Origin of the sequence: Microbulbifer agarilyticus (assembly GCF_020171345.1) — a bacterium.
Lineage (GTDB): Bacteria > Pseudomonadota > Gammaproteobacteria > Pseudomonadales > Cellvibrionaceae > Microbulbifer > Microbulbifer agarilyticus_D.
Genome location: NZ_JAIUZM010000001.1, coordinates 1,565,897 through 1,587,035, shown reverse-complemented (window position 1 = coordinate 1,587,035; position 21,139 = coordinate 1,565,897). Strand labels below are relative to the sequence as shown.

Below are 21,139 nucleotides of genomic sequence, written 5' to 3'. Positions count from 1 at the left end.
GCAACGCCGAGCTTGCGGCTTTCCATCGCGCGCGGCCCTACCGGCTAATCGTACTGGCGCAAATTATTGCTGCGAAGTAGCCCTGCCAACAGCAGTCCGCTGCGACTCAGCACACCACCCAAACAAAGATCCTGATACGGGGAGAACAATAAGAATGAAATCCATTCTGAAGGGGTATTCTTTTGCCGCCATTTCGGCAATCACTACGCTGGGGCTACTCGGCAATCACTCACAGGCTGTTGCACAGATTTCTGCCGATGCAGATTTTTCCAATGTGCCGCAGCGCCTGATCGTTCGCTACAAAGACACCCAGGCACGCGACTGGCAGTCACAGGCTACCACCCTGTCTAATCGCGGCGGCGTGAAGATGGGCCACCTGCGCAAAATGGCGCTTGAAGACCGCCAGGTATTTCGCCTGGAAACACGGATGGCGCCGGGCCAGCTGAAGAAGCTGCAGGCCACACTGGAAGCGGATCCCAATATTCTTTCCGTCGAGGAAGATGCGTTTATGGTGCCGCAATACACACCGAACGATACCTACTACAACGTACAGTGGCACTACTTTGAAGCCACTGGCGGTATCAACCTGCCCGCCGCGTGGGACAAGCAAACCGGTGCGGGTGTGACGGTTGCGGTACTCGATACTGGATACGTGTACCACTCGGATCTCGATGCCAACATCCTGCCCGGTTACGACTTTATCGATGATACCTTTGTGTCTAACGATGGCGACGGCCGCGACGCGGACCCCTCTGACCCCGGCGATGCCGTTACCCGCAACGAGTGCGGTATTTTCAATCCACCCCAAGACCAGAGCAGCAGCTGGCACGGTACCCATGTGGCCGGCACTGTCGCCGCGGTTACCGACAACAACAAAGGCGTAGCCGGTGTTGCCTTCGACGCGAAAGTGGTTCCGGTACGTGTACTGGGCAAATGTGGTGGTTACCTTTCCGATATTGCCGACGGTATCGTTTGGGCGTCCGGTGGCAATGTTTCCGGCGTACCGGTAAACGCAAATCCGGCCCAGGTGATCAACATGAGCCTTGGCGGTAGTGGAGCCTGTGATTCCACCTATCAAAGTGCGATTAACACAGCGGTTACCAATGGCTCAACGGTTGTTGTCAGCGCGGGTAACAGCGACGCCGACGCTTCAGGCTATCGCCCGGCCAGCTGTGACAATGTAATTTCTGTCGCGGCCACCGAGCGCTTCGGCGCCCGCGCGTATTATTCCAACTTTGGCTCCACCGTCGATGTGAGCGCACCCGGTGGCGATGTCGCATACGATGCAACCCATGGTGTCGCATCAACCCTGAACGACGGCGCTACCGGCCCAGGTGCCGAAAATTACGTGTACTACCAGGGCACCTCGATGTCGGCACCTCATGTATCCGGCGTTGCCGCATTGATGTACGCAGCCAACGGCGGCGTTACTCCAGCTCAGGTTGAAAGCGCACTCAAGTCTACCGCGCGTGCACTACCCGGCGCCTGCTCCGGCGGATGCGGTGCGGGTATTATCGACGCGAGCGCGGCGATCGATGCGGTCGGCGGCGGCACTCCCACTAATCAGGCACCGAATGCGAGCTTCACCTTTAACGCTTCAGACCTGTTCGTGACCTTCACCGATAGCAGTAGCGATAGCGATGGCAGTGTTGTGGGCCACAGCTGGGACTTCGGTGATGGCGGCAGCTCAACGGATGCCAACCCGAGCTACAGCTACAGTGCGGCCGGCACCTACTCTGTGACCCTGACCGTGACCGACGACGATGGCGCTAGCGATAGCAGCACACAGTCGGTAACCGTTAGCGATGGCAGCGGCGGCCCGAGCAGCGACGGCTTTACCGAGAGCAACATCAGTGTTGCCTCGCGTGGTTGGGAGTACTACACCATTGACGTACCCGCCGGCGCGACCAGCCTCGAGGTATCCACCTCCGGTGGCAGCGGTAACGTCAACCTGTACGTACGCCTCGGCGCCAACCCAACCAACAGCCTGTACGATTGCCGCGACACCGGTGGCGGCAACAATGAGTCCTGCACCATCGCCAACCCGGCGGCTGGCACTTGGCATATCGGCCTCAAGGCTACCCGCAACGGAGCCAGCGGCGTGACTCTGGATGCTTACTGGTACAGCAACTAAGGTGCGCTAACGCACCGCGCGGATTTCCTCAATTCGCAAGCAATATGGGCGCCCTGTTTACAGGGCGCCCTTTTTTCTACCCGATAAAACACGGCTGCCGACTACGCTTTTGCTTGCGGCGGCGTTACCACCCATTCCGGCTCCTCGTAAGAGCCGAGCACCCGAATCTCGACAAAGGGCGCAGCACTGCGAATGATGCTGTCGATCTCCGGGTTGTGTTTTTCCTGCATCGCATCGCGCTGCGCTTTGGAATCCCAATGTGCAATCGCAATCATCTTGTCCGGTTCACCAATCTTGCGATGCAGTTCAGTTCCACGTGCCCCCGGCGCCTGCTGAATCAGCTCTGATGCGCGCACCCAGGCATCGGCGTATTGCTCCGCACGGAAGCCCTGTTTTATCTGCACCTCAAAAATGTATTTCACCGTGTTCTCCTGTCGATTTCCCTGTATCCATGGACATCCATGCGTTCCATGAACAGTTGGTGCGCCAGTCCATCCGCGTTAGCATAGCGCCCCCATTTGATCCGAGCCCTATCGCGCTCAGTGGAGCCCCCATGACCGAATCGTCACATCCCTACGACGCGCTTACCCCCGACCGGGTAATCGACTGCGTGGAGAGCGTGGGCCTGCTGTCTGACGCGCGCATATTCCCACTCAACAGTTATGAGAACCGCGTTTACCAGGTAGGGATCGACGAGGCGCAACCGTTAATCGCCAAGTTCTATCGCCCGGGACGCTGGAGTGATGCGCAAATCCTCGAGGAACACGCGTTCTCGCTGGAGCTTGCGGCCGCAGAGATTCCCGTGGTGGCACCACTGGAATTTGATGGCACCACGCTGTTGGAAGCCCACGGGTTCCGCTTCGCACTTTTTCCGCGCCGCGGCGGTCACCAGATCGAGCTGGATAACTTTGACCACCTGGAACAGGTGGGCACCATGCTCGGGCGAATTCACGCCATCGGTGCTGCGCGCCCCTTCGCGCACCGCCCGCAACTGAGCCTGCAGCGCTTCGCTATCGATAGCCGCGAAACCATTCTGGCCGGAGATTTCCTGCCGCGAGAGAATGTGGAGGCCTACGCCACCACCACGGCACATCTCATCGAACAGATTGCACCTCAGTTTGAGCGGGAGTGGCCCACGCTGCGTCTGCACGGCGACTGCCACAGCGGCAACTTCCTGTGGCGGGACGATACCCCCTGGTTTGTGGATCTGGACGACTGCTTACAAGGTCCGGCCATCCAGGATATCTGGATGCTGATTTCTGGTGACCGCGCGGAGGCAACCGCTTATCTGGATACTGTGGTCGAAGGCTACGAAACCTTCTACCCTTTTGATCCGGCTCAGTTACAGCTGGTAGAACCGTTGCGCTGCCTGCGCCAGATGCACCACGCCGCCTGGCTGGCGCGGCGCTGGCAGGACCCGGCGTTTCCCAAGGCATTCCCGTGGTTCAATACGCCCCGCTACTGGGCAGAACATATTCTGGCCCTGCGCGAGCAGCTTGCCGCGCTGCAGGAGCCGCCCCTCACACTTGGGGCAGTCTAACCAGCGCGTAAATCGTGGTGAGAAAAAAGGAGCTGTATCCGATGGAAAACGTAAAGCCAAGCGCTGATCAAGTCGACCAACTTGACCCGATCTGGGACGGCATTCGCCGGGATGTCGCGGTGCAGGTCGAGCGGGAGCCGATCCTGGCGAGCTTCCTGCACGCCACCATCCTGAATCACGCCACGCTCGAATCGGCCCTCAGTTTTCACCTGGCCAACAAGCTGGACAGCCCGGTTGCTCAAGCCCTGCTGATTCGGGAAGTGATTGACGAAGCACTGGCCGCGGACCCGAGTATCGGTACCGCCGCGCGCGCGGACCTGGCCGCGATCGAACAACGCGACAGTGCCTGCCACTCGCTGTATGAGCCGTTCCTGTTCTTCAAGGGGTATCACGCCCTGCAGGCCTGGCGCGTGGCCCACTGGCTGTGGCAACAGCAGCGACGTTCACTGTCCCTGTTTATCCAACACCGTATCTCGGTGGTATTCGGTGTGGATATCCATCCCGCCGCCGAGCTGGGGCAGGGCATCCTGCTCGACCACGCCACCGGCATCGTCATCGGCGAGACGGCGGTGGTGGAAGACAATGTCTCGATCATGCAATCGGTGACCCTGGGGGGCACCGGCAAGGAAAGCGGCGACCGCCATCCGAAAGTGCGTTGCGGTGTGCTGATTGGTGCCGGCAGCAAGATTCTCGGCAATATCGAGATTGGCGCCTGCTCGCAGATCGCTTCCGGCAGTGTGGTGCTGAAGCCAGTACCGGAGAAATCTCTGGTAGCCGGGGTGCCCGCCAAAGTGATTGGCACGGCAAGCTGCGACCAGCCCGCCATCAGCATGAATCAAACCGCAATATCGCAGGTGGATCAATTGCGCTGATTCTGCTGTCACAGGTTGCACACATTCATTCCAGCCAGGCAACGGCAAGACTATCCTTTAACCATGAAATACAGTCTCAGTGCCAAAAACCTCGTTTGCCGCAACCTGGAAACTAAAGCTGGGTACTTTGCCGGGCTGGCCAACCCCAGTCAGACCAAAGAAATCACCGGCCTGCTGCGCACCGACAGCGGGCTCCTCTCCTCGCATTTCAACCAGGTAGTGAGCAACTCGGTGGTACAGCCGCGCATTTTGCAGCGTTTTGTCGTCGATTATTTTGCCGAGCGCCACAGCCCCTTTTCCCTGTGGCACTGTGCAAACAAGCCACTGGATGACGTGGCACTGGCGGAACTACATCTGATTCGCCAACCGCCATTGATTGCCATGGCGGCGGAGGTCAAACAACTGGCCCCAAACGACAAGGCCGATGACAAGCTGACGATTAAAAACGTCACGCGCGCAGAGGATGTCATCGCCTACGGCGACCTGATTGCCGCATCACAAAGCTGCAACCTCGAAGCCGCGCAAACCAAGAAGTTCTACAAACACTTATCCGAATTACCCGAACACAAATACAGCCGTCTGAAAATGCATATCGGCGAGTTCGAGGGAAAAGCGGTGGCCACCGGCTGCCTGTTTTCTTCCGCCGATGCGCTCGGCTTCTACGACCTGTGGACATTACCCGAATATCGCGATCACGGAGTCGGCAGTGCCATGTTCCAGCAAATGGTGCGGGAAGTGTTGCATAGCCACCACAAGCACGCAGTGGCACTGGTGGGAGAAGACCAACAAGACCTCTGGTTAGATACTGGCTTTTACGCCGTGGGCGAAGTCACCTGCTACGAATTCACCCCCGAGCGCGGTGCCAGCAGCCTCCGCCAGGACGCGCCCAATGACGATGCAAGTGAAGATCGCGAAAGCGCATGAGTGCAGCTAGCGGATAACCAGCGAGATTACGCACGCTCAATCGGAAACGCGATCACCTCATCAATACGCTCTGCCTCGCAGGCCAACATCAATATCCGGTCCACCCCCAGCGCCACGCCCGCGCAGGCCGGCATGCCAGACGCCAGCCCCTCCACCAGACGCTCCTCGTATGGATTTACCGGCTTGCCATGCTCTGCACGGTATTTCTGATCCGCTTCAAACCGGCGCTGCTGTTCCGCGGCATCGGTCAGTTCCCAGTAACCATTGGCCAGCTCCATCCCCGCCACATAGGCTTCAAACCGCCGCGCCACCGGCGCACCCAGCTCATCGTGCTCCACCCGCGCCAGTGCCGCCTGGCTCGCGGGGAAATCGTAGACCAGCGTAATCCCACGCTCGCCTGACGAATCCATATTCGGCTCGATATGGTGGCTCATCAACAGATCCAGACACTCATCGCGATCCGCCGGCTCGAACGACAACTCCAGCACCCGCGCCACAACCGCCTTCAACTCCTCCAGCGACGCCCGGTGCGGATCGATATCGAGAAACTTCAGAAACAGCGCGCGGTAACTGTAGGAACACACGCGAGAAATATTCAGCACCCACGACAGAAACTCACCCACCTCGATCATCAGCCGATGATCGTCCCAGCCCACCCGATACCACTCCAGCATGGTGAATTCCGGATTGTGCCGACCACCGGCCTCGCCATTGCGAAACGCCTTGCCCAGGTAATAACAATCTCCCATGCCCGCGGCCAGCAAACGCTTCAGGCCAAACTCCGGGCTGGTCGCCAGGAACGCCGGCGCGCCGCTACAGTCCGCCGTGATCGAATCGATATGCGGGTCGCTGGTGGCGCGACGGGACAGAATCGGCACCTCCATCTCCAGCACCTGACGCTCGCTGAAGAAACGGCGGATATCCGCGAGCAGGGTGGCGCGGCGGCGGAGGTTGTCGAGTGGGGCAGAGGGCTGCCAGAGGCATTCAGACATAGGAGTTTAAATTTAAAAAGATGTACCAGTTTAGCTGCCTAGAACCACCAATCGCCGATGCGAAGGCAAAGTGCCGGGTGCGGGTTTTCAGGAGCGTCAGCGGCAAGGACGCCGCTGACGCAGCGTACAGGGATGTATTCACAGCGGTCCTGAAAACCCGCACCCGGTATTTTGACGCCTCGAGGCCCTGGAAAAAGGAACCACCGCAGCCACAACTAAAAAGGGCGAATACCAGAGTATTCGCCCTTCAGAATCGCTGAGCAAAAGAGGATTAGTCTTCCTTCGCGCGACCCAGGTATTCCGCGGTACGGGTATCGACCTTGATAGTCTCACCGATTTCCAGGAACAGGGGTACCTTCACCACGGCACCGGTAGACAGGGTCGCCGGCTTGGTGCCGCCCTGTGCAGTATCGCCACGCACACCCGGATCGGTATCGGTGATTTCCAGGATCACGTGGTTTGGCGGAGTGACCGCCAGCGGCGCACCGTTATACAGAGTGACCACGCAGATATCCTGCTCCTTCAGCCACTTCGCCGCATCGCCAACCGCCTTCGCGTCCGCCTGATGCTGCTCAAAGGTCTCCGGCTCCATGAAATGGAAGAACTCACCATCGTTGTAGAGGTATTCCATGTCGCGGTCCATCACGTCCGCACTCTCCAGGCTCTCACCGGAACGGAAAGTACGCTCCCACACGCGACCGGTCTTCAGGTTGCGCAGCTTCACGCGATTGAAGGCCTGCCCCTTACCGGGCTTCACGAACTCATTGTCCACAATGGAACAGGGGTCGCCGTCCAGCATTACCTTCAGGCCGCCTTTGAATTCGTTAGTGGAATAATTAGCCATGAGCTCCTCGAAATATCAGCATTACGCCATCAAATTGATTAAACTTCGCGCGCCCCTCCGGGGCCAACCAGTAGCCAACGGCCACCGCGCCAAAAAAACAGCCCGCTATGATACAGCACCGCCAGCCCGCACGTGAAATAAGCAGCATCGAAATCGCCGCCTCCGGCGAGGAGATCCTGCGCCCGCGCCGCTGGCAGGAAGAAATGAGCGATCTGGTGCGCGACCCGCAGGAACTGCTCGAGCTGCTGCAACTGGATGCTGAGCAGCTGCCCCAACTGAGCGCTGCCTCGGCCACCTTCGAACTGCGCGTGCCACGCCCGTTCCTGAGCCGCATCCGCCCCGGCGATCCCAAAGACCCACTGCTGTTGCAAGTATTGCCCACCGCAGCAGAACTGCAGCCCAGCCCCGGCTACAACAACGACCCACTGGAGGAAGCCAACGCCAATCCGGTGCCCGGCGTCGTGCATAAATACCAGGGCCGCCTGCTGTTGATTGCCGCCGGCCAGTGCGCGGTCAACTGCCGCTACTGCTTCCGCCGCGCCTTCCCCTACGGCGACAACCATTTGAACCGCCAGCAGTGGCAGCAGGCGCTGGACTATATCCGCGCTCAGCAGGGCCTGCGTGAAGTGATTTTAAGCGGTGGCGACCCCCTGGTGATGAGCGACCGTCAGCTGGCCTGGCTGGCGGGCGAGCTGCAGCAGATCCCGCAGCTGGACAAGCTGCGTATCCACACCCGCCTGCCCATCGTCGCGCCGTCCCGCGTCAACGAAGAACTGTTGGGCTGGTTTACCCGTAGCCGCCTCAAGCCTGTACTGGTGCTGCACTGCAATCACCCCAACGAGATTGACGATGAGGTCGCGGCCGCCCTCGGCCGATTGCGCGCTGCCGGCGTTACCCTGCTCAACCAGGCTGTGCTGCTGAAAAACGTCAACGACAGCGCCGACACGCTGGCCGAGCTTTCCGAAAAGTTGTTCGCCAATGGGGTGCTGCCGTATTACCTGCACCAGCTGGATCACGTGCAGGGTGCCGCACATTTCGAAGTGGCAGACACCCGCGCGCGCGCACTGGTGGAAAGTGTGCGCCAGCAACTGCCAGGTTATCTGGTACCGCGCCTGGTGCGGGAAATTCCCGCGGAAAAATCCAAGACACCGGTATAAACAGCGTTTGTCGCTGAGCCCCCAACGCTGGCGCTCGCATGGAGCCGCCAAACACGCTCCAAAAGCCCCCCAAAAGAGCTAATATACGACAAGTTTGTCGCCTGTTCGGCGATTTTTGGCGCCGTAAGCTTCTATTTAGACGCCTATTTCCTCTGACATGTTTGTGCAAATTTCGCGGCCTCGTATACTGCATGCACGCAACACTCGGTTATCGCCATGCAGGACGCAGCAGATACAGAAGTCGGGCAGGATGCCCGTCGCGGAAATAAAACCGCACATAACCCCCACTCCGATTTCCCATCGCCACAGGGCACACAGGCCGGCCCATCCACGCCTCCACTCAGGGACCTTCCCCAGCTCACCTGCGGATGCCGCAATCATCGTCAGCTAAAGCAATGGTTGCGCGACTTCCTCAGCCGTAACCCGCTGGATGAAAAGGCCCAGCGCAACGCCGGCACCCTGCGCAGCCTGCTCTCGGAGATTACTCGTTGGGATGCACCGGTGCGTCTGCGCCTGGCCTGCCTGGAGGTGCTGCGCCCGGCAATCGCCGAGCATTGCGGTACCCTCGCACTCGCGCCGTTGGCCAATTTCGCCAGCGCTCAGCGCGGCCAAAACCAGCGGCAGCGTCGCGAACAACTTACCGCCGTCATCCTCTACCAGCATCTGGCACAGGCCTACGCCAGTGTGAGCAGCCAGCTTATGGAGGAGACCCACACCCTGTTTTTCCGCCGCCGGCTTGCCCGCGCCCTGCATCGCGGCTGCGACAGCTATCGCCGGCTGATTCAGATCTGCAACCTCGCCTACCAGGCCCCGCCACAAGGCAGCTGGTTGCGCTTGCAGCAACTGGTGCAAACAGCGCGCGAGCACGGCCTGGAACAACGCCGGGTTGTGGATCCGCTGGCGACGGGTGCCGCGGATGCTCCGCTGCGCGCCACTCGCCGGCTGAACCGCTGGGAAAAGCTAACGCACCCCTATCTGCAAACCGCACTATTCGCCAGCGCCAACCCACTGCAGCTGACCCTGGATGAACAGCTGCAACTGTGGTTGTGCTGCGGCCGCTGGGCGAGCAAGGCAACACTGCTCGAACGTGCGGAAAAATCCGCGCAGACTCTGCTGTGCTGCCTGAATCTGGACCAGCCGCCCATTCCCGCGGTGCGCCTGCGCCGCAGCGCAGTTGACCTGAAGCATTTCTCCGCGCCACTGGGTTGGCCCGTGGATCTGAGCGGGCCGCTGCGACTGCTGCAAAAACGGCTGCGGCGCCCCGGGGCGCTGTCGGTAGATATGCTGGAGCGGGTGCAGGCCATCTGGGCGGGCGCCAAGAGCCGGGGCGAACAGCGCACTCCGGTGGCGTTGGACTGCCAGGTTGCCGTTGGCATCAGCGCGATCGCCTACCACCTCAAGCAGGACGGCGATGAAGGCCCGGAGCTCGCGGCAAGTTTTAATACCAGCAATGCCGCGGATCTGGTGATGGAGGTGGATTCCATCGACTTCAGCACTGGCCGCGCTCTCAAGGATTATGAAGTGGCCACGCCACTGCCCTGCGCGCCATCGGTGTCGCGTCGGCACAGCGAAGGTGCGAGCACAGCGCCAAAACGCTACTCGCCAACGCCCGCCACACTGCTCAACACCAGCGGCAACGGCGCGGGATTGCGTATGCCGGCAGAAGTTCAGGGGCGTCTTCACAGCGGCAACCTGATCGCACTCAAATTCGCTGAGCATTGGGAGGTAGGGCTGGTGCGCTGGCAGTTCGGTCTGCCCGATCAGTGTCGCGCTGGACTGGAGTTACTCGGCGGCCACACCAGTGCGGTGCGGGTGCGCCGCCACACCAGGGACGGGCGACGCTCGGATTCCATGGCGGGCCTGCTGAACGGCGTCGCGGGGCAGCTGCCAGAGCTATTGCTGCCCACCCCCCTGTTCCAGCAAGGTGACACAGTAGACATCATCGCCGCCGGTCAATCCCGTACGGTGACCCTGCGCCAGCAGACCCTGAACACCGGCAGCATCGCCATCTTTGCCTTTTCCTGAATGGTCTCCCGGGCACCTCACCAGTGCCCCCGCCCATCTACGGCACAATTCTTGTGCACAATGGCGAAGATTTTCCCTTCACTTTCCAGGAACGTAGAACCATATCCCAGAGTGCCGACTGTGCACTTGTTCACGGTATTTATAACGACCTAAACTATCAGGTTCGCGGTACTGGACCGCCTCAACCGGGGCGGGCACCGGCAGGGAAGCGGTCGATCTGAAACCGATCAGAGTGAACAATTAAAAATAACCGCCGCGACGCAGTACAACAGGAACACAATGAGCAGCGAAAACACCATCCGCCTTCTTCTTATTCACGATGTCCCGGCCGAGGCCCAGCGACTGGTGAGCATGCTGCACAATGCCGGCCGGCCCAACCGCGCCAAGCACGTCGCCAGCGAGGCGGCGCTGACCAAGCTCCTGCAGGAACACACCTGGGATCTGCTGATTGCCGCAGAGCAGGGTAAGCAGCTGGAAGCGGCGACCGCCATCCGCACCATCAGCAAACTGCAGAAAGACGTTCCCGCGATTTTGCTTACCGAACGAGCAGGCTCGCAGCCGGTGGTGGAAGGCCTGAAAGCCGGCGCCCGCGACGTGGTTACCATCGATGAGGATCAGCATCTGCTGCTGACCATCCAGCGCGAACTCAGCGCACTGGAAGAGCGCCGCCAGGCTCGTCAGCACCAACGCCGCTACCACGCCACACTCAACCGCACCAAAGAACTGCTGGACAGCTCCAAGGACGCCATCGCCTACATTTCCGATGGCCTGATTGTTTACGCCAACGAGTCTTTCGCCGAGCGCTTCGGCTACGAGGACCGCGATGATGTGGAATACCAGCCGCTGATCGACATGCTGACCGAAGGCGAGCAGCCGGACGCGCGTGAATTCCTGCGCAGCTGTGCCATCAACAACAATGAGGTGGAAGCCCAGGAGTGGCAGTTCACCGCGCGCACCGCCAAGGGCACGCCACTCGCCACCAAGGCGGAAGTACTGTCGACGGTGTACGACGAGGAGCGCTGCCTACAGGTGCGCATCGCCGCCAGCACCGGCAACACCGAGGAGCTGGAAGCGCAGCTCAGCGAAGCCAAGAGCCGCGACTCCGCAACCGGCCTGTACAACCGCCAGCGCTTTGTACAGCTGCTCAACAGTGCCATCCAGTCTGCAGCGGGATCCCAGCGCACCGGCGGCCTGATGTTTATCGAGATTGACCGTTTCGAGGAATCCGTGCAGCAGGTGGTTGGCGTCGCCGGCGCCGATCAGGTGCACAAAAAGTTCGCCGAACTCCTGCAGAGCAGTGTGCGTCGCGGCGATGTCATCGCCCGTTATGGTGAGGAAAGTTACTGCCTGCTGATGCCGGAAACCACACCGGACAGCGCCGAGTCCCGCTCGAAAGAGTTGCTGCAAAAAGTGGCGGATACCATTTTCGAGGCCGCGGGCAAAACCGTGCACATCACCGCCTCCATCGGCATCTCCCTGCTGAGTGAAACCTCTGGCAATGCGGACAAGGTGCTGGAGCAGGCCTCCAAGGCCCACGACCAGGCCCTAACCAAAGACAATGGCAACGGTTTTGCCCTGTTTGAACCCGACGGCGAACAACAGGGCGGCGATACCGATACCTATCTGCGCGCGCGGGTTGCACAGGCGCTGGAAGCAGGCAACTTCAAGCTGCTGTACCAGCCGATCCTCAGCCTGCAGGGCAGCGGTGAAAAACTCTACGAGGTGCTGGTGCGTCTCGTAGACGGCAAGGAGGAGCTGGCCCCCATGGCCTTCCTCGAAACCCTGGGTGACGCGGGCTTGTCCTGCAAGATGGATCGCTGGGTAATCCTCAATGCGATGAAAGCCGTCGCGGCAAAAAACAGCCAGGGTAACGCCGCCTCCATTCTCATCCACCTGACCGCGCCCTCCCTAAAAGACGGCAGCCTGCCCGCCTGGCTGGGTGTGGCCTTCAAGGCATCCAAGGTGGCCCCCAAAAACGTGACCTTCCAGCTGCGCGCCGAAGACCTCAGCAGCAACCTGCACGCCGCGCGCGACTTTGCCAAACAAGTCCAGGACCTGGGTTGCCGCGTTGCCGTGTGCAGCTTCGGTACCGGCCTCAGCCCGTTCAAGGCGCTGGAACACGTAAAGGTGGATCTGGCCAAGATCGATGCCTCTTTCGTGCGCGAGGTGCAGGATCAGGGCGAAGACAGCGAAACGCTGGTCAACCTCGTCAGCCAGCTCAAGGAAAGCGACATCAAGGTTATTGTCCCGCATATCGAACAGGCCAGTATGCTGCCCACCCTGTGGCAGTCCAGTACCGACTACATCCAGGGCTACTATGTTCAGCCGCCCGCGGACGAAATGGACTTCGACTTCAGCCTGGACTAATCCCACCCGGCAGCCCCCGGCACCACCTTTACAGGGTGATGCCCGGGGCTCATCACCACTGCCCAGCGCTGCCTATCCGGGGCAAAACCTCAAAATTCGGTCTAACCTAGGACCAAAACAGAAATCCAATTTCCCCGCCACCCGTGTGATTGGGTATTCTGTCCCGCGAAGAATTCACCCGATTCTCACTCAAGAAATACAACAATCACGGAGCCCAACATGCTGCCCCAATTGTTTCACACCAGCCTCGGCCGCCTGATCGGTGCCGGGCTGCTTACCGCCAGCCTGGTCACACTCGGCGCGTGCGGCAAACCCGCGGATACCGACGCAAGCAAGGCTAAGCAGGAAGCTGCCGCCAGCGGCGAGAGTGCCGGCGACATTCCAGAAAGCACCACCAAATACACGCCAGAAGACTTGGAAAAGTCCGCACCGATGGCGCAGCAGGCGGGCCCCGAATCCGGTGTCGACTACCACTCCTTCGCCAACACCAACGATTACCTGATCAAACATGTGGATCTGGACCTCACCGCAGACTTTGACAACAAAGTACTGAAGGGCGAAGCGATCCTGGATATCCAGCGCCTCACCCAGAAGAACCCGGCGCTGATTCTCGACACCCGCGATCTCGACGTAACCAATGTGCGCGCGGGTGTTGGCACCAGCCTGCAGGATGTGAAGTTCAGCCTGGGCAAAACCGACCCCAATCTGGGGACCCCGCTGAAGATCAATCTGCCCAAGGGCGCCAACCGGGTCGCCATCCAGTACCAGACTTCCCCGGGCGCTTCCGGTGTACAGTGGTTGGAGCCGGAGCAAACCGCCGGCAAAAAGCACCCCTTCCTGTTTACCCAGGCACAGGCGATCCACGCGCGCAGCTTTATCCCGCTGCAGGACTCCCCCAAGGTGCGCGTGACCTACAAGGCCACCATCCGTACTCCGGAAGAACTGCTGGCGGTAATGAGCGCCAACAACGACCCGGAGACGGAAAAAGACGGCGTTTACGAATTTGAAATGCCGCAACCGATCCCGTCTTACCTGATTGCCCTCGGCATTGGCAATTTAGAGTTCAAACCCATGGGCGAGCGCACCGGCGTCTACGCCGAGCCGGAACTGCTGGACGCAGCAGCCGCCGAGTTCGAAGACACCGAAGACATGCTGGAGGTTACCGAGAAAAATTACGGGCCCTACCGCTGGGACCGCTACGACCTGCTGATCCTGCCCCCGAGCTTCCCGTTTGGCGGCATGGAAAACCCGCGCTTGAGCTTTATCACCCCCACGGTCATCGCCGGTGACAAGAGCCTGGTCGCCCTGATTGCCCACGAACTGGCACACTCCTGGTCCGGCAACCTGATTACCAATGCCAGCTGGCGCGACCTGTGGCTGAACGAGGGTTTCACCACCTACCTCACCAACCGCATCATGCAGTTTGTGTACGGTGACGAGCGCTATCAGATGGAAATGGCCCTTGGTTACGACGACCTGAAGGCCGACCTGGATGACCGCGAAGACAAAGACGAGATCATGGCCATCGACCTGCGCGGTCGCGATCCCGATGAAGTCTTTTCCAATATCCCTTACGAAAAGGGCTCCCTGTTCCTGTACGAACTGGAACAAAAAATCGGTCGTGAGAACTTCGACCAATTCCTGATGGACTACTTCAACCACTTCGCCTTCCAGAGCATCACCACGGAAGACTTTGTGAAGTATCTGGACGAAACGCTGTTAAAACAGTACCCGGACAAGCTCGACCGCGCGCGTATCCAGCAGTGGATTTTCGAACCCGGTATTCCAGAAGGTGCACCGCAGCCCAGTTCCGATGCGTTTACCAAGCTGGACCCGATACGCCAGCAGTGGCTAAACGGCGAGATCAAGGCCAGCGACATCGACACCGAGGGCTGGACCTTCCACCAGTGGAAATATTTCCTCGATGGCATGCCGGAGAAACTGAGCGAAGACCAACTGGCCGAGCTGGACAGCACCTTTAATCTCACCCAGTCGAAAAATAATGAGATCGCATTCAGCTGGTTGATGATTGCGGTGCGCAACCAATACAAGCCCGCCGAGCCTCGTCTGGAAGATTTCCTGGTAACCATCGGCCGCAACAAGTTCCTGCGCCCGCTGTACCGCAACATGATGGTGCACGGCCAGAGCGATAGCGCCAAACGGATTTTTGAAAAAGCCAAGCCCGGCTACCACCCGCTCACCGTCAAGGTAAACAGCAAAATTATCTACGGCGATTGAGCCGTCTCACCACACTCCGTAGCGGATAATCCCGCGGAGTAAAACGTTCGTCGATTTACCTCTCGCCGCCTGCTCGGCGGGAGGTAAATTTTTGTAAACTCCCCCCTCTTTGAGATCTCCGCCGGTTACTCTGGCGTAAATGTTGCTGCAGCAACTTCTCTGATCCAACGCAAGATTTCCATTCGGCGGAGGTTTATTTCGACCACTCGCCGACCATAACCACAAATACAGACCGCCCTACACAACATGAAATCCATTGGTGTATCCACCCTAAGTGCCCTGCAGCCCGCCTGTGCCAGGCTCGCCCTCGTCGCCACACTGCTGCTGCCCTCTGCCGCCCTGGCGCAACCGAACAAGGCCCCGGTGCCGGTGCGCGCAGCGCCGGTCGAGCTGGAACAGATCTCCAACCCGGTAGAAGCCCTCGGCACCGCCAAGGCGTGGGAGTTTGTCTCCATTCGCGCGGGGGTCACGGAACACATCAGCCGCGTGCACTTTGAGAGCGGCCAGCGCGTAAAGGCCGGCGATGTGCTGGTGGAACTGAGCCACGGCGAGGAAAAGGCGGAACTGGCGCGTGCTCGCGCCACCCTGCAGCGCTACGAGCGCGATGCAAAGCGCCTGCGCGGCCTGGTAACCAAAAACCTCACCACCCGCGAACAACTGGAGGCCGCCGAGACGCAGGTGGCCGAAACCCGCGCACTGGTGGATGGCCTGCAGGCGCGCATCGACGATCGCATTATCCGCGCCCCGTTTGACGGCCAGCTGGGCCTGCGCAATATCAGCGTCGGCAGCCTGGTGACCCCGACCACCGAAATCACCACCATTCAGGACAGCGCGCGCCTGAAGCTGGACTTCACCGTACCCGAGCGCCAGCTGTCCGCGATCAGCGGCGGCATGGCCATCGAGGCAACAAGCCAGGCCTACCCCAACCGCGTGTTCAACGGCGAAGTGATGATTGTCGAGGCGCGCGTAGACCCGCAGACCCGAGCGTTTACTGTGCGCGGCCGCCTCGACAATCGCGACGGCCAGCTCAAGCCCGGCATGCTGTTGCGCGTACGCGTTGTCACCAACCCGCGTCGCGCACTGACGATTCCGGAGGCCGCGCTGGTACCGCTGGCCGGTGAACAGTCGGTGTACGTGGTGAAGAAAACCGAAGGCGGGCATATGGTGCAGCGCCGCGAGGTGCAGATCGGCCAGCGCTACGAAGGTAAGGTAGAGGTACTCACCGGCCTGTCTCAGGGCGACCAGGTAGTGACCCGTGGCACGCTGCATATTCGCGACGGCCAGCCCGTTGCCGTGGAAGTTGAGAACGGGGCCCACAAGCAATGATCATCAGTGATACGGCGGTCAAACGCCCGGTTTTTGCACTGGTACTGTCGCTGCTGCTGGTGGTATTCGGCCTGATCAGCTTCGACCGCCTGGCGCTGCGCGAGTACCCGGATATCGACCCGCCGATTGTCTCCATCGACACCAACTATCCCGGTGCCTCTGCGGAGATTGTCGAGACCCGCATCACCCGCCTGATCGAAGACCGCATCGCCGGTATTGAGGGCATCAAGACGGTCACCTCGTCCAGCAGCGACGGGCGCTCGCGCATTTCCATCGAGTTCAATATCAACCGCGACGTGGATGGCGCCACCAACGATGTGCGCGACCGCGTCTCCGGGGTGCTGAACAACCTGCCGGTGGAAGCGGATCCGCCCGAGATCGAAAAGGTCGACAGCAGCGACGACGTGGTGATCTGGCTGAACCTGACCTCCGACCGCATGACCGTGCCGGAACTGACCGACTACGCCAACCGCTACCTGGTGGACCGCTTCTCGGTACTCGACGGCGTGGCGCGGGTGCGGGTCGGTGGTGCCAAGGACTTCGCCATGCGTATCTGGCTGGACCGCGGCGCGATGACCGCGCATAACGTCACCAGTGCAGATATCGAACAGGCGCTGCGTGCGGAAAACCGCGAGTTGCCCGCGGGCTATCTGGAGTCCAGCGATCGTCAGTTCACCCTGCGCCTGCAGCGCCAGTTCCAGAGCGCCGAAGACTTTGCCCGTCTCGCCATCACCACCGGTGACAGCGGACATGTGGTGCGCCTGGGCGATGTGGCGCGGGTCGAACTGGGCTCCGCGGAAGACCGCTCGACTTTCCGCGGCAATGGCGAGCCCATGGTGGGCATCGGTATTACCCGCCAGTCCACCGGCAACATCGTCGCCGTGGCGGAAGCGGCCAAGGCGGAGATGGTTGAGGTCAACAAGTCCCTGCCGGACGGTATGCGCCTCAGCCAGAGTTACGACGCTTCGGTTTTCGTATCCGAGGCGATCAAGGAGGTGTACACCACCCTGGCCATCGCGGTGATTCTGGTGACCCTGGTGATCTACCTGTTCCTGGGTAACTGGCGCGCAACGCTGGTGCCCGCGGTTACCGTACCGGTGTCCCTGATCGCCACCTCAATCCTGCTGTATGCGTTCGGTTTCAGTATCAACCTGCTCACCCTGTTGGCGCTGGTACTGGCCATCGGCCTGGTGGTGGACGACGCCATCGTGGTGCTGGAAAACATTTTCCGGCGCATGGATGAGTACGGCGAACCGCCGTTGCTGGCCGCCTACCGCGGTGCGCGCGAGGTGGGCTTTGCGGTGGTCGCCACCACCCTGGTGCTGGTGGCGGTGTTCGTACCCATCACCTTCCTCGAGGGGGATATCGGCCGGCTGTTTTCCGAGTTTGCGCTGACCATGTCGGCGGCGGTGATCTTCTCCTCCATCACCGCGCTTACCCTGTCGCCGATGCTCGCCGCCAAGCTGATCCGTCCCAGCGATTCCCACAACGCGGCCACCCGCTTCATGGACAAGGCGCTGACCCGCGTGCAGCACCGCTACAGCCGCGGGCTGGATGTGTTGCTGCGCAAACACTGGATTGCCGGTGTGGTGTTTCTCGGGGTAATGGCATTCGCTGCGCTGGCATTCCGTCTGATCCCCACCGAATATGCCCCGCGGGAAGACCGCGGCTCCTTCTTCCTGCTGGTCAACGGCCCCGAGGGCGCCAGCTACCAGTACATGCAGGAGTACATGGACACCATCGAAGAGCGCCTGATGCCGCTGGTGGACAAGGGTTACGTCAACCGCCTGCTGGTGCGCTCACCGCGTTCCTTCGGCACTTCGGCCACGTTCAATACCGGTATGGTGATCTTCACCCTGGCACCCTGGGGTGAACGCCCCTCCGCATTCGAGCTGATGAACCAGGTGCGCGCGGCGGTGAAAGACCTGAGCGGTGTGCGCGCCTTCCCGGTGATGCGCCAGAGTTTCGGTGGTGGCCTCGGCAAGCCGGTGCAATTTGTACTGGGCGGTAGCAGCTACGGCCAGCTCACCGGGTGGCGCGACCAGCTGAACCAGGCGCTGGCGGAATCCAACCCGGGACTGCTCGGCGTCGACTGGGACTACAAGGAAACCCAGCCGCAGCTGCGCATCAATGTGGACTACGAGCGCGCCGCGGACCTGGGGGTTCAGGTGAGCGATGTGGGCACCACCCTGCAGACCATGTTCGGCTCCCTGCGCGCCACCACCTTTATCAACAACGGCGAGGAGTACGACGTAATTCTTGAAGGCGAGCGGGACCTGCAACGCACCCCGGACAGCCTCGAGAACCTCTACGTGCGCTCCAAAACCAGTGGTGCGCTGATCCCGCTGCAGAGCCTGGTGGAAGTCAGCGAATACGCGGACTCACCGCAGCTGCAACGCTACAACCGGGTGCGCGCGATTACCCTGGACGCCAATCTGGCCGATGGCCTGGTACTGGGAGAGGCGCTGGCCTACCTGAACCAGCTGGTGGCAGATAATCTGGAAGGCACCCCGGTGGTTGACTACAAGGGGCAATCCAAGAACTTCCAGGATTCCGGCAACACCATTCTGTTTGCGATACTGCTCGGCGCGCTGGTGGTATTCCTGGTGCTCGCCGCCCAGTTCGAGAGCTTCGTGCACCCGCTGGTGATCATGTTCACGGTGCCACTGGCCATGGCCGGCGCCCTGCTGGGCCTGCTGCTGACCAATCAATCGCTGAACATTTACAGTCAGGTGGGGTTGATCATGCTGGTGGGACTTGCCGCCAAAAACGGCATCCTGATCGTGGAATTTGCAAACCAGTTGCGCGATCGCGGCGTAGAATTTGGCCAGGCACTGCGCCAGGCAGCGGAAACCCGCCTGCGCCCGATCCTGATGACCGGCATCACCACCGCAGCGGGCTCGCTGCCACTGCTGCTGTCATCCGGTGCGGGTTCCGAGACCCGCGCGGTGATCGGTACCGTGGTGTTGTTCGGGGTGCTCGCGGCCACACTGTTCACTATTTACATCGTGCCGACGGCCTATGATGTACTGGCTCGCCGCACTGGCTCGCCGGGACAGGTGGCGCGTAAAATTGGTGAGCTGGACGCGGAGTACCCAGCGCAAAAACAGGATTGAGTGGCGGCTAATTCTGCGCCGGACTATCTAAGCTGGCGCAGATCTCTTAACCTCTGCCAGTCTTTTGTGAGACGACCGCAACTTTTTTCGCGTTGAGGTCGTCTAACTCGCACAATTGGACAGAAACAGAACATCGTATACAGGGAAACGACCATGTTCATGGGCAAGCGACTTCTCGCCGCCACGGCTTTGATCTCACTGCTAATGATGATGAGCGCCTGCACCAAGCAGGTGTGCTATCGGGATGGGGAGCGCAAGCCGCGCATGCCATTTGCCAGTACCGTGAACGAGCTGGCGCCAGCGGTAGGCCTCGCCGCCAGATACGCGGCGGCTTACCACGCCTTCGATTAAGACATTTCCGCTAGGCGGCCCAGCCCCTAATCAAGCGGCTGCGTCTCCACTCAAACGGCTTCGCCCCTAATCAAGCGGCTTCGCCTACCAAGTCGCTAATCTGACGGTCGTTCAGGCCAAACAGGTACAGCGCCGCATCCAGTCCAAATCCGTCAATCGCCTGCGGCGCCTCGGCCCGCACCTTCGGCTTGGCATGGAACGCAATTCCCAGCGCACCCAGCGACAGCATCGGCAAGTCGTTAGCGCCATCGCCCACCGCAATCACCTGATCCAGTGACAGATCCAGTTGCTGGGCAATTTCTTGCAACAGCAGTGCCTTGCGCGCGCCGTCCACAATCGGGTCAATCACCTCACCGGTGAGGGCACCGTCGGCAAAGGCCAGCTGGTTGGCGTGGACAAAGTCCACCGCCAGATGGTTGTCTTGCAGATAATTCGCAAAGTAGGTGAAGCCACCGGACAGAATCGCGGTTTTGCACCCCAGTGCGCGCAGCGCCAGCAGCAGGCGCTGGGCGCCGGGCATAACCGGAATACGCGGGGCAATTTCCGCGAGGCTCGCTTCGGTAAAGCCCTTCAGCAAGCCCATGCGCTTGCGGAAGCTCTGCTGAAAATCCAGCTCGCCGCGCATCGCCGACAGGGTTATCTCCGCCACCTGGTCACCAACACCGGCGATCTTCGCCAGTTCGTCGATCACTTCCGCCTGGATCAGGGTGGAATCCATATCGAAACAGGCAAGCTTCGGTGCGCGCTGGGTACTGCCCGCCTGCAATACCAGCTCAAGGCCGAGGGTTTGCGCCAGCTCCAGCAGGGCCAACCGCGCCGCGGCAAACGCAATATCCCCTTCCAACTGGATACGTAGCACGCGGCAATCTTCCCGCGCGGCCAGAATATCCAGCATCACCGGGCGCCATTCATTCGCCTCAATAAACTCCGCCAGTCGCTGCAGTTGCACCGCCTCGATGTCGTCCGCCAGCACCGTCAGGCACCAGGCAGCAGTGACCGCCGCGGGGGCCTCTGGCAGGGTTGCGGCAACCGGCAGCGAGAAGGCTGCATGACTGGCATCGGCAAGGGAGGTGTACTGGGTGGATGGGTGGGCTGATGGGGAGCTGGCGTCCATGACTGAATCTCGTTGGCTGGCTGCTTTATACGCGCGTCATTGAGCGCGATTTGCCCGGCCCGGGCGCGAATGACCGCCGGGCCGCAAGTGAATTGGCCGCGCATTATAGCCCGGCGCCTTTTTTCACTGAAGAAGTGGG

Annotated in this window: 15 protein-coding genes; 11 read left to right on the top strand and 4 right to left on the bottom strand. The window is 60.6% G+C overall.

The annotated features are described in order from the left end of the window. The first annotated feature begins 154 nt into the window (after positions 1–154). The gene (locus LCM31_RS06665) at positions 155–2,134 is read left to right on the top strand and encodes a S8 family serine peptidase (protein WP_224868529.1); all 1,980 of its coding nucleotides are present in this window, start codon (positions 155–157) and stop codon (positions 2,132–2,134) included. A 101-nt stretch (positions 2,135–2,235) separates the two neighbouring features. Here the strand turns inward: LCM31_RS06665 and LCM31_RS06660 are convergent, their stop codons facing one another. Beyond that, complete coding sequence (locus LCM31_RS06660; RefSeq protein WP_224868528.1) at positions 2,236–2,556, bottom strand: antibiotic biosynthesis monooxygenase family protein; 321 nt, start codon at positions 2,554–2,556, stop codon at positions 2,236–2,238. Between the two features lie 131 nt (positions 2,557–2,687). On the opposite strand from LCM31_RS06660, the gene LCM31_RS06655 reads away from it, so the two are divergent. From LCM31_RS06655 to LCM31_RS06645, 3 genes are all read left to right on the top strand, one after another. Then, positions 2,688–3,674: a serine/threonine protein kinase gene (locus LCM31_RS06655; RefSeq protein ID WP_224868527.1), complete on the top strand. Its 987-nt coding sequence runs from the start codon at positions 2,688–2,690 to the stop codon at positions 3,672–3,674. A 41-nt stretch (positions 3,675–3,715) separates the two neighbouring features. Further along, on the top strand, positions 3,716–4,546 hold the full coding sequence (cysE, locus tag LCM31_RS06650; RefSeq protein WP_222248643.1) for a serine O-acetyltransferase: 831 nt from the start codon (positions 3,716–3,718) through the stop codon (positions 4,544–4,546). Positions 4,547–4,609: 63 nt separating this feature from the next. Then, on the top strand, positions 4,610–5,470 hold the full coding sequence (locus LCM31_RS06645; RefSeq protein WP_224868526.1) for a GNAT family N-acetyltransferase: 861 nt from the start codon (positions 4,610–4,612) through the stop codon (positions 5,468–5,470). Positions 5,471–5,496: 26 nt separating this feature from the next. On the opposite strand, the gene epmA is transcribed toward LCM31_RS06645, so the two are convergent. Beyond that, positions 5,497–6,462, bottom strand: a complete 966-nt coding sequence (epmA, locus tag LCM31_RS06640; RefSeq protein WP_224868525.1) for an EF-P lysine aminoacylase EpmA — start codon at positions 6,460–6,462, stop codon at positions 5,497–5,499. A gap of 271 nt (positions 6,463–6,733) precedes the next feature. Further along, a complete protein-coding gene (gene efp, locus LCM31_RS06635) occupies positions 6,734–7,306 on the bottom strand; it encodes an elongation factor P (RefSeq protein WP_010133269.1) in 573 nt (190 codons plus the stop codon). 107 nt (positions 7,307–7,413) lie between these two features. Between efp and epmB the strand changes: the two genes are divergently transcribed. From epmB to LCM31_RS06600, 7 genes are all read left to right on the top strand, one after another. Continuing rightward, positions 7,414–8,463, top strand: coding sequence for an EF-P beta-lysylation protein EpmB (gene epmB, locus LCM31_RS06630; protein ID WP_224868524.1), 1,050 nt, complete (start codon positions 7,414–7,416; stop codon positions 8,461–8,463). 216 nt (positions 8,464–8,679) lie between these two features. Then, on the top strand, positions 8,680–10,488 hold the full coding sequence (locus LCM31_RS06625) for a hypothetical protein (protein ID WP_224868523.1): 1,809 nt from the start codon (positions 8,680–8,682) through the stop codon (positions 10,486–10,488). 279 nt (positions 10,489–10,767) lie between these two features. Beyond that, the gene (locus LCM31_RS06620; protein WP_224868522.1) at positions 10,768–12,855 is read left to right on the top strand and encodes a GGDEF/EAL domain-containing response regulator; all 2,088 of its coding nucleotides are present in this window, start codon (positions 10,768–10,770) and stop codon (positions 12,853–12,855) included. A gap of 219 nt (positions 12,856–13,074) precedes the next feature. Beyond that, a complete protein-coding gene (locus LCM31_RS06615) occupies positions 13,075–15,093 on the top strand; it encodes a M1 family metallopeptidase (RefSeq protein WP_224868521.1) in 2,019 nt (672 codons plus the stop codon). A 246-nt stretch (positions 15,094–15,339) separates the two neighbouring features. Continuing rightward, positions 15,340–16,419 (top strand): efflux RND transporter periplasmic adaptor subunit, encoded by a 1,080-nt coding sequence (locus LCM31_RS06610; RefSeq protein ID WP_224868520.1) that lies wholly within the window; start codon positions 15,340–15,342, stop codon positions 16,417–16,419. Then, positions 16,416–19,535, top strand: coding sequence for an efflux RND transporter permease subunit (locus tag LCM31_RS06605; protein ID WP_224868519.1), 3,120 nt, complete (start codon positions 16,416–16,418; stop codon positions 19,533–19,535). Before LCM31_RS06610 ends, LCM31_RS06605 begins: the two co-directional genes overlap by 4 nt. 159 nt (positions 19,536–19,694) lie before the next feature. Further along, positions 19,695–19,886, top strand: a complete 192-nt coding sequence (locus tag LCM31_RS06600; protein WP_224868518.1) for a hypothetical protein — start codon at positions 19,695–19,697, stop codon at positions 19,884–19,886. A 70-nt stretch (positions 19,887–19,956) separates the two neighbouring features. Here the strand turns inward: LCM31_RS06600 and serB are convergent, their stop codons facing one another. Beyond that, positions 19,957–21,000: a phosphoserine phosphatase SerB gene (serB, locus tag LCM31_RS06595; protein ID WP_224868517.1), complete on the bottom strand. Its 1,044-nt coding sequence runs from the start codon at positions 20,998–21,000 to the stop codon at positions 19,957–19,959. Positions 21,001–21,139: the final 139 nt, after the last annotated feature.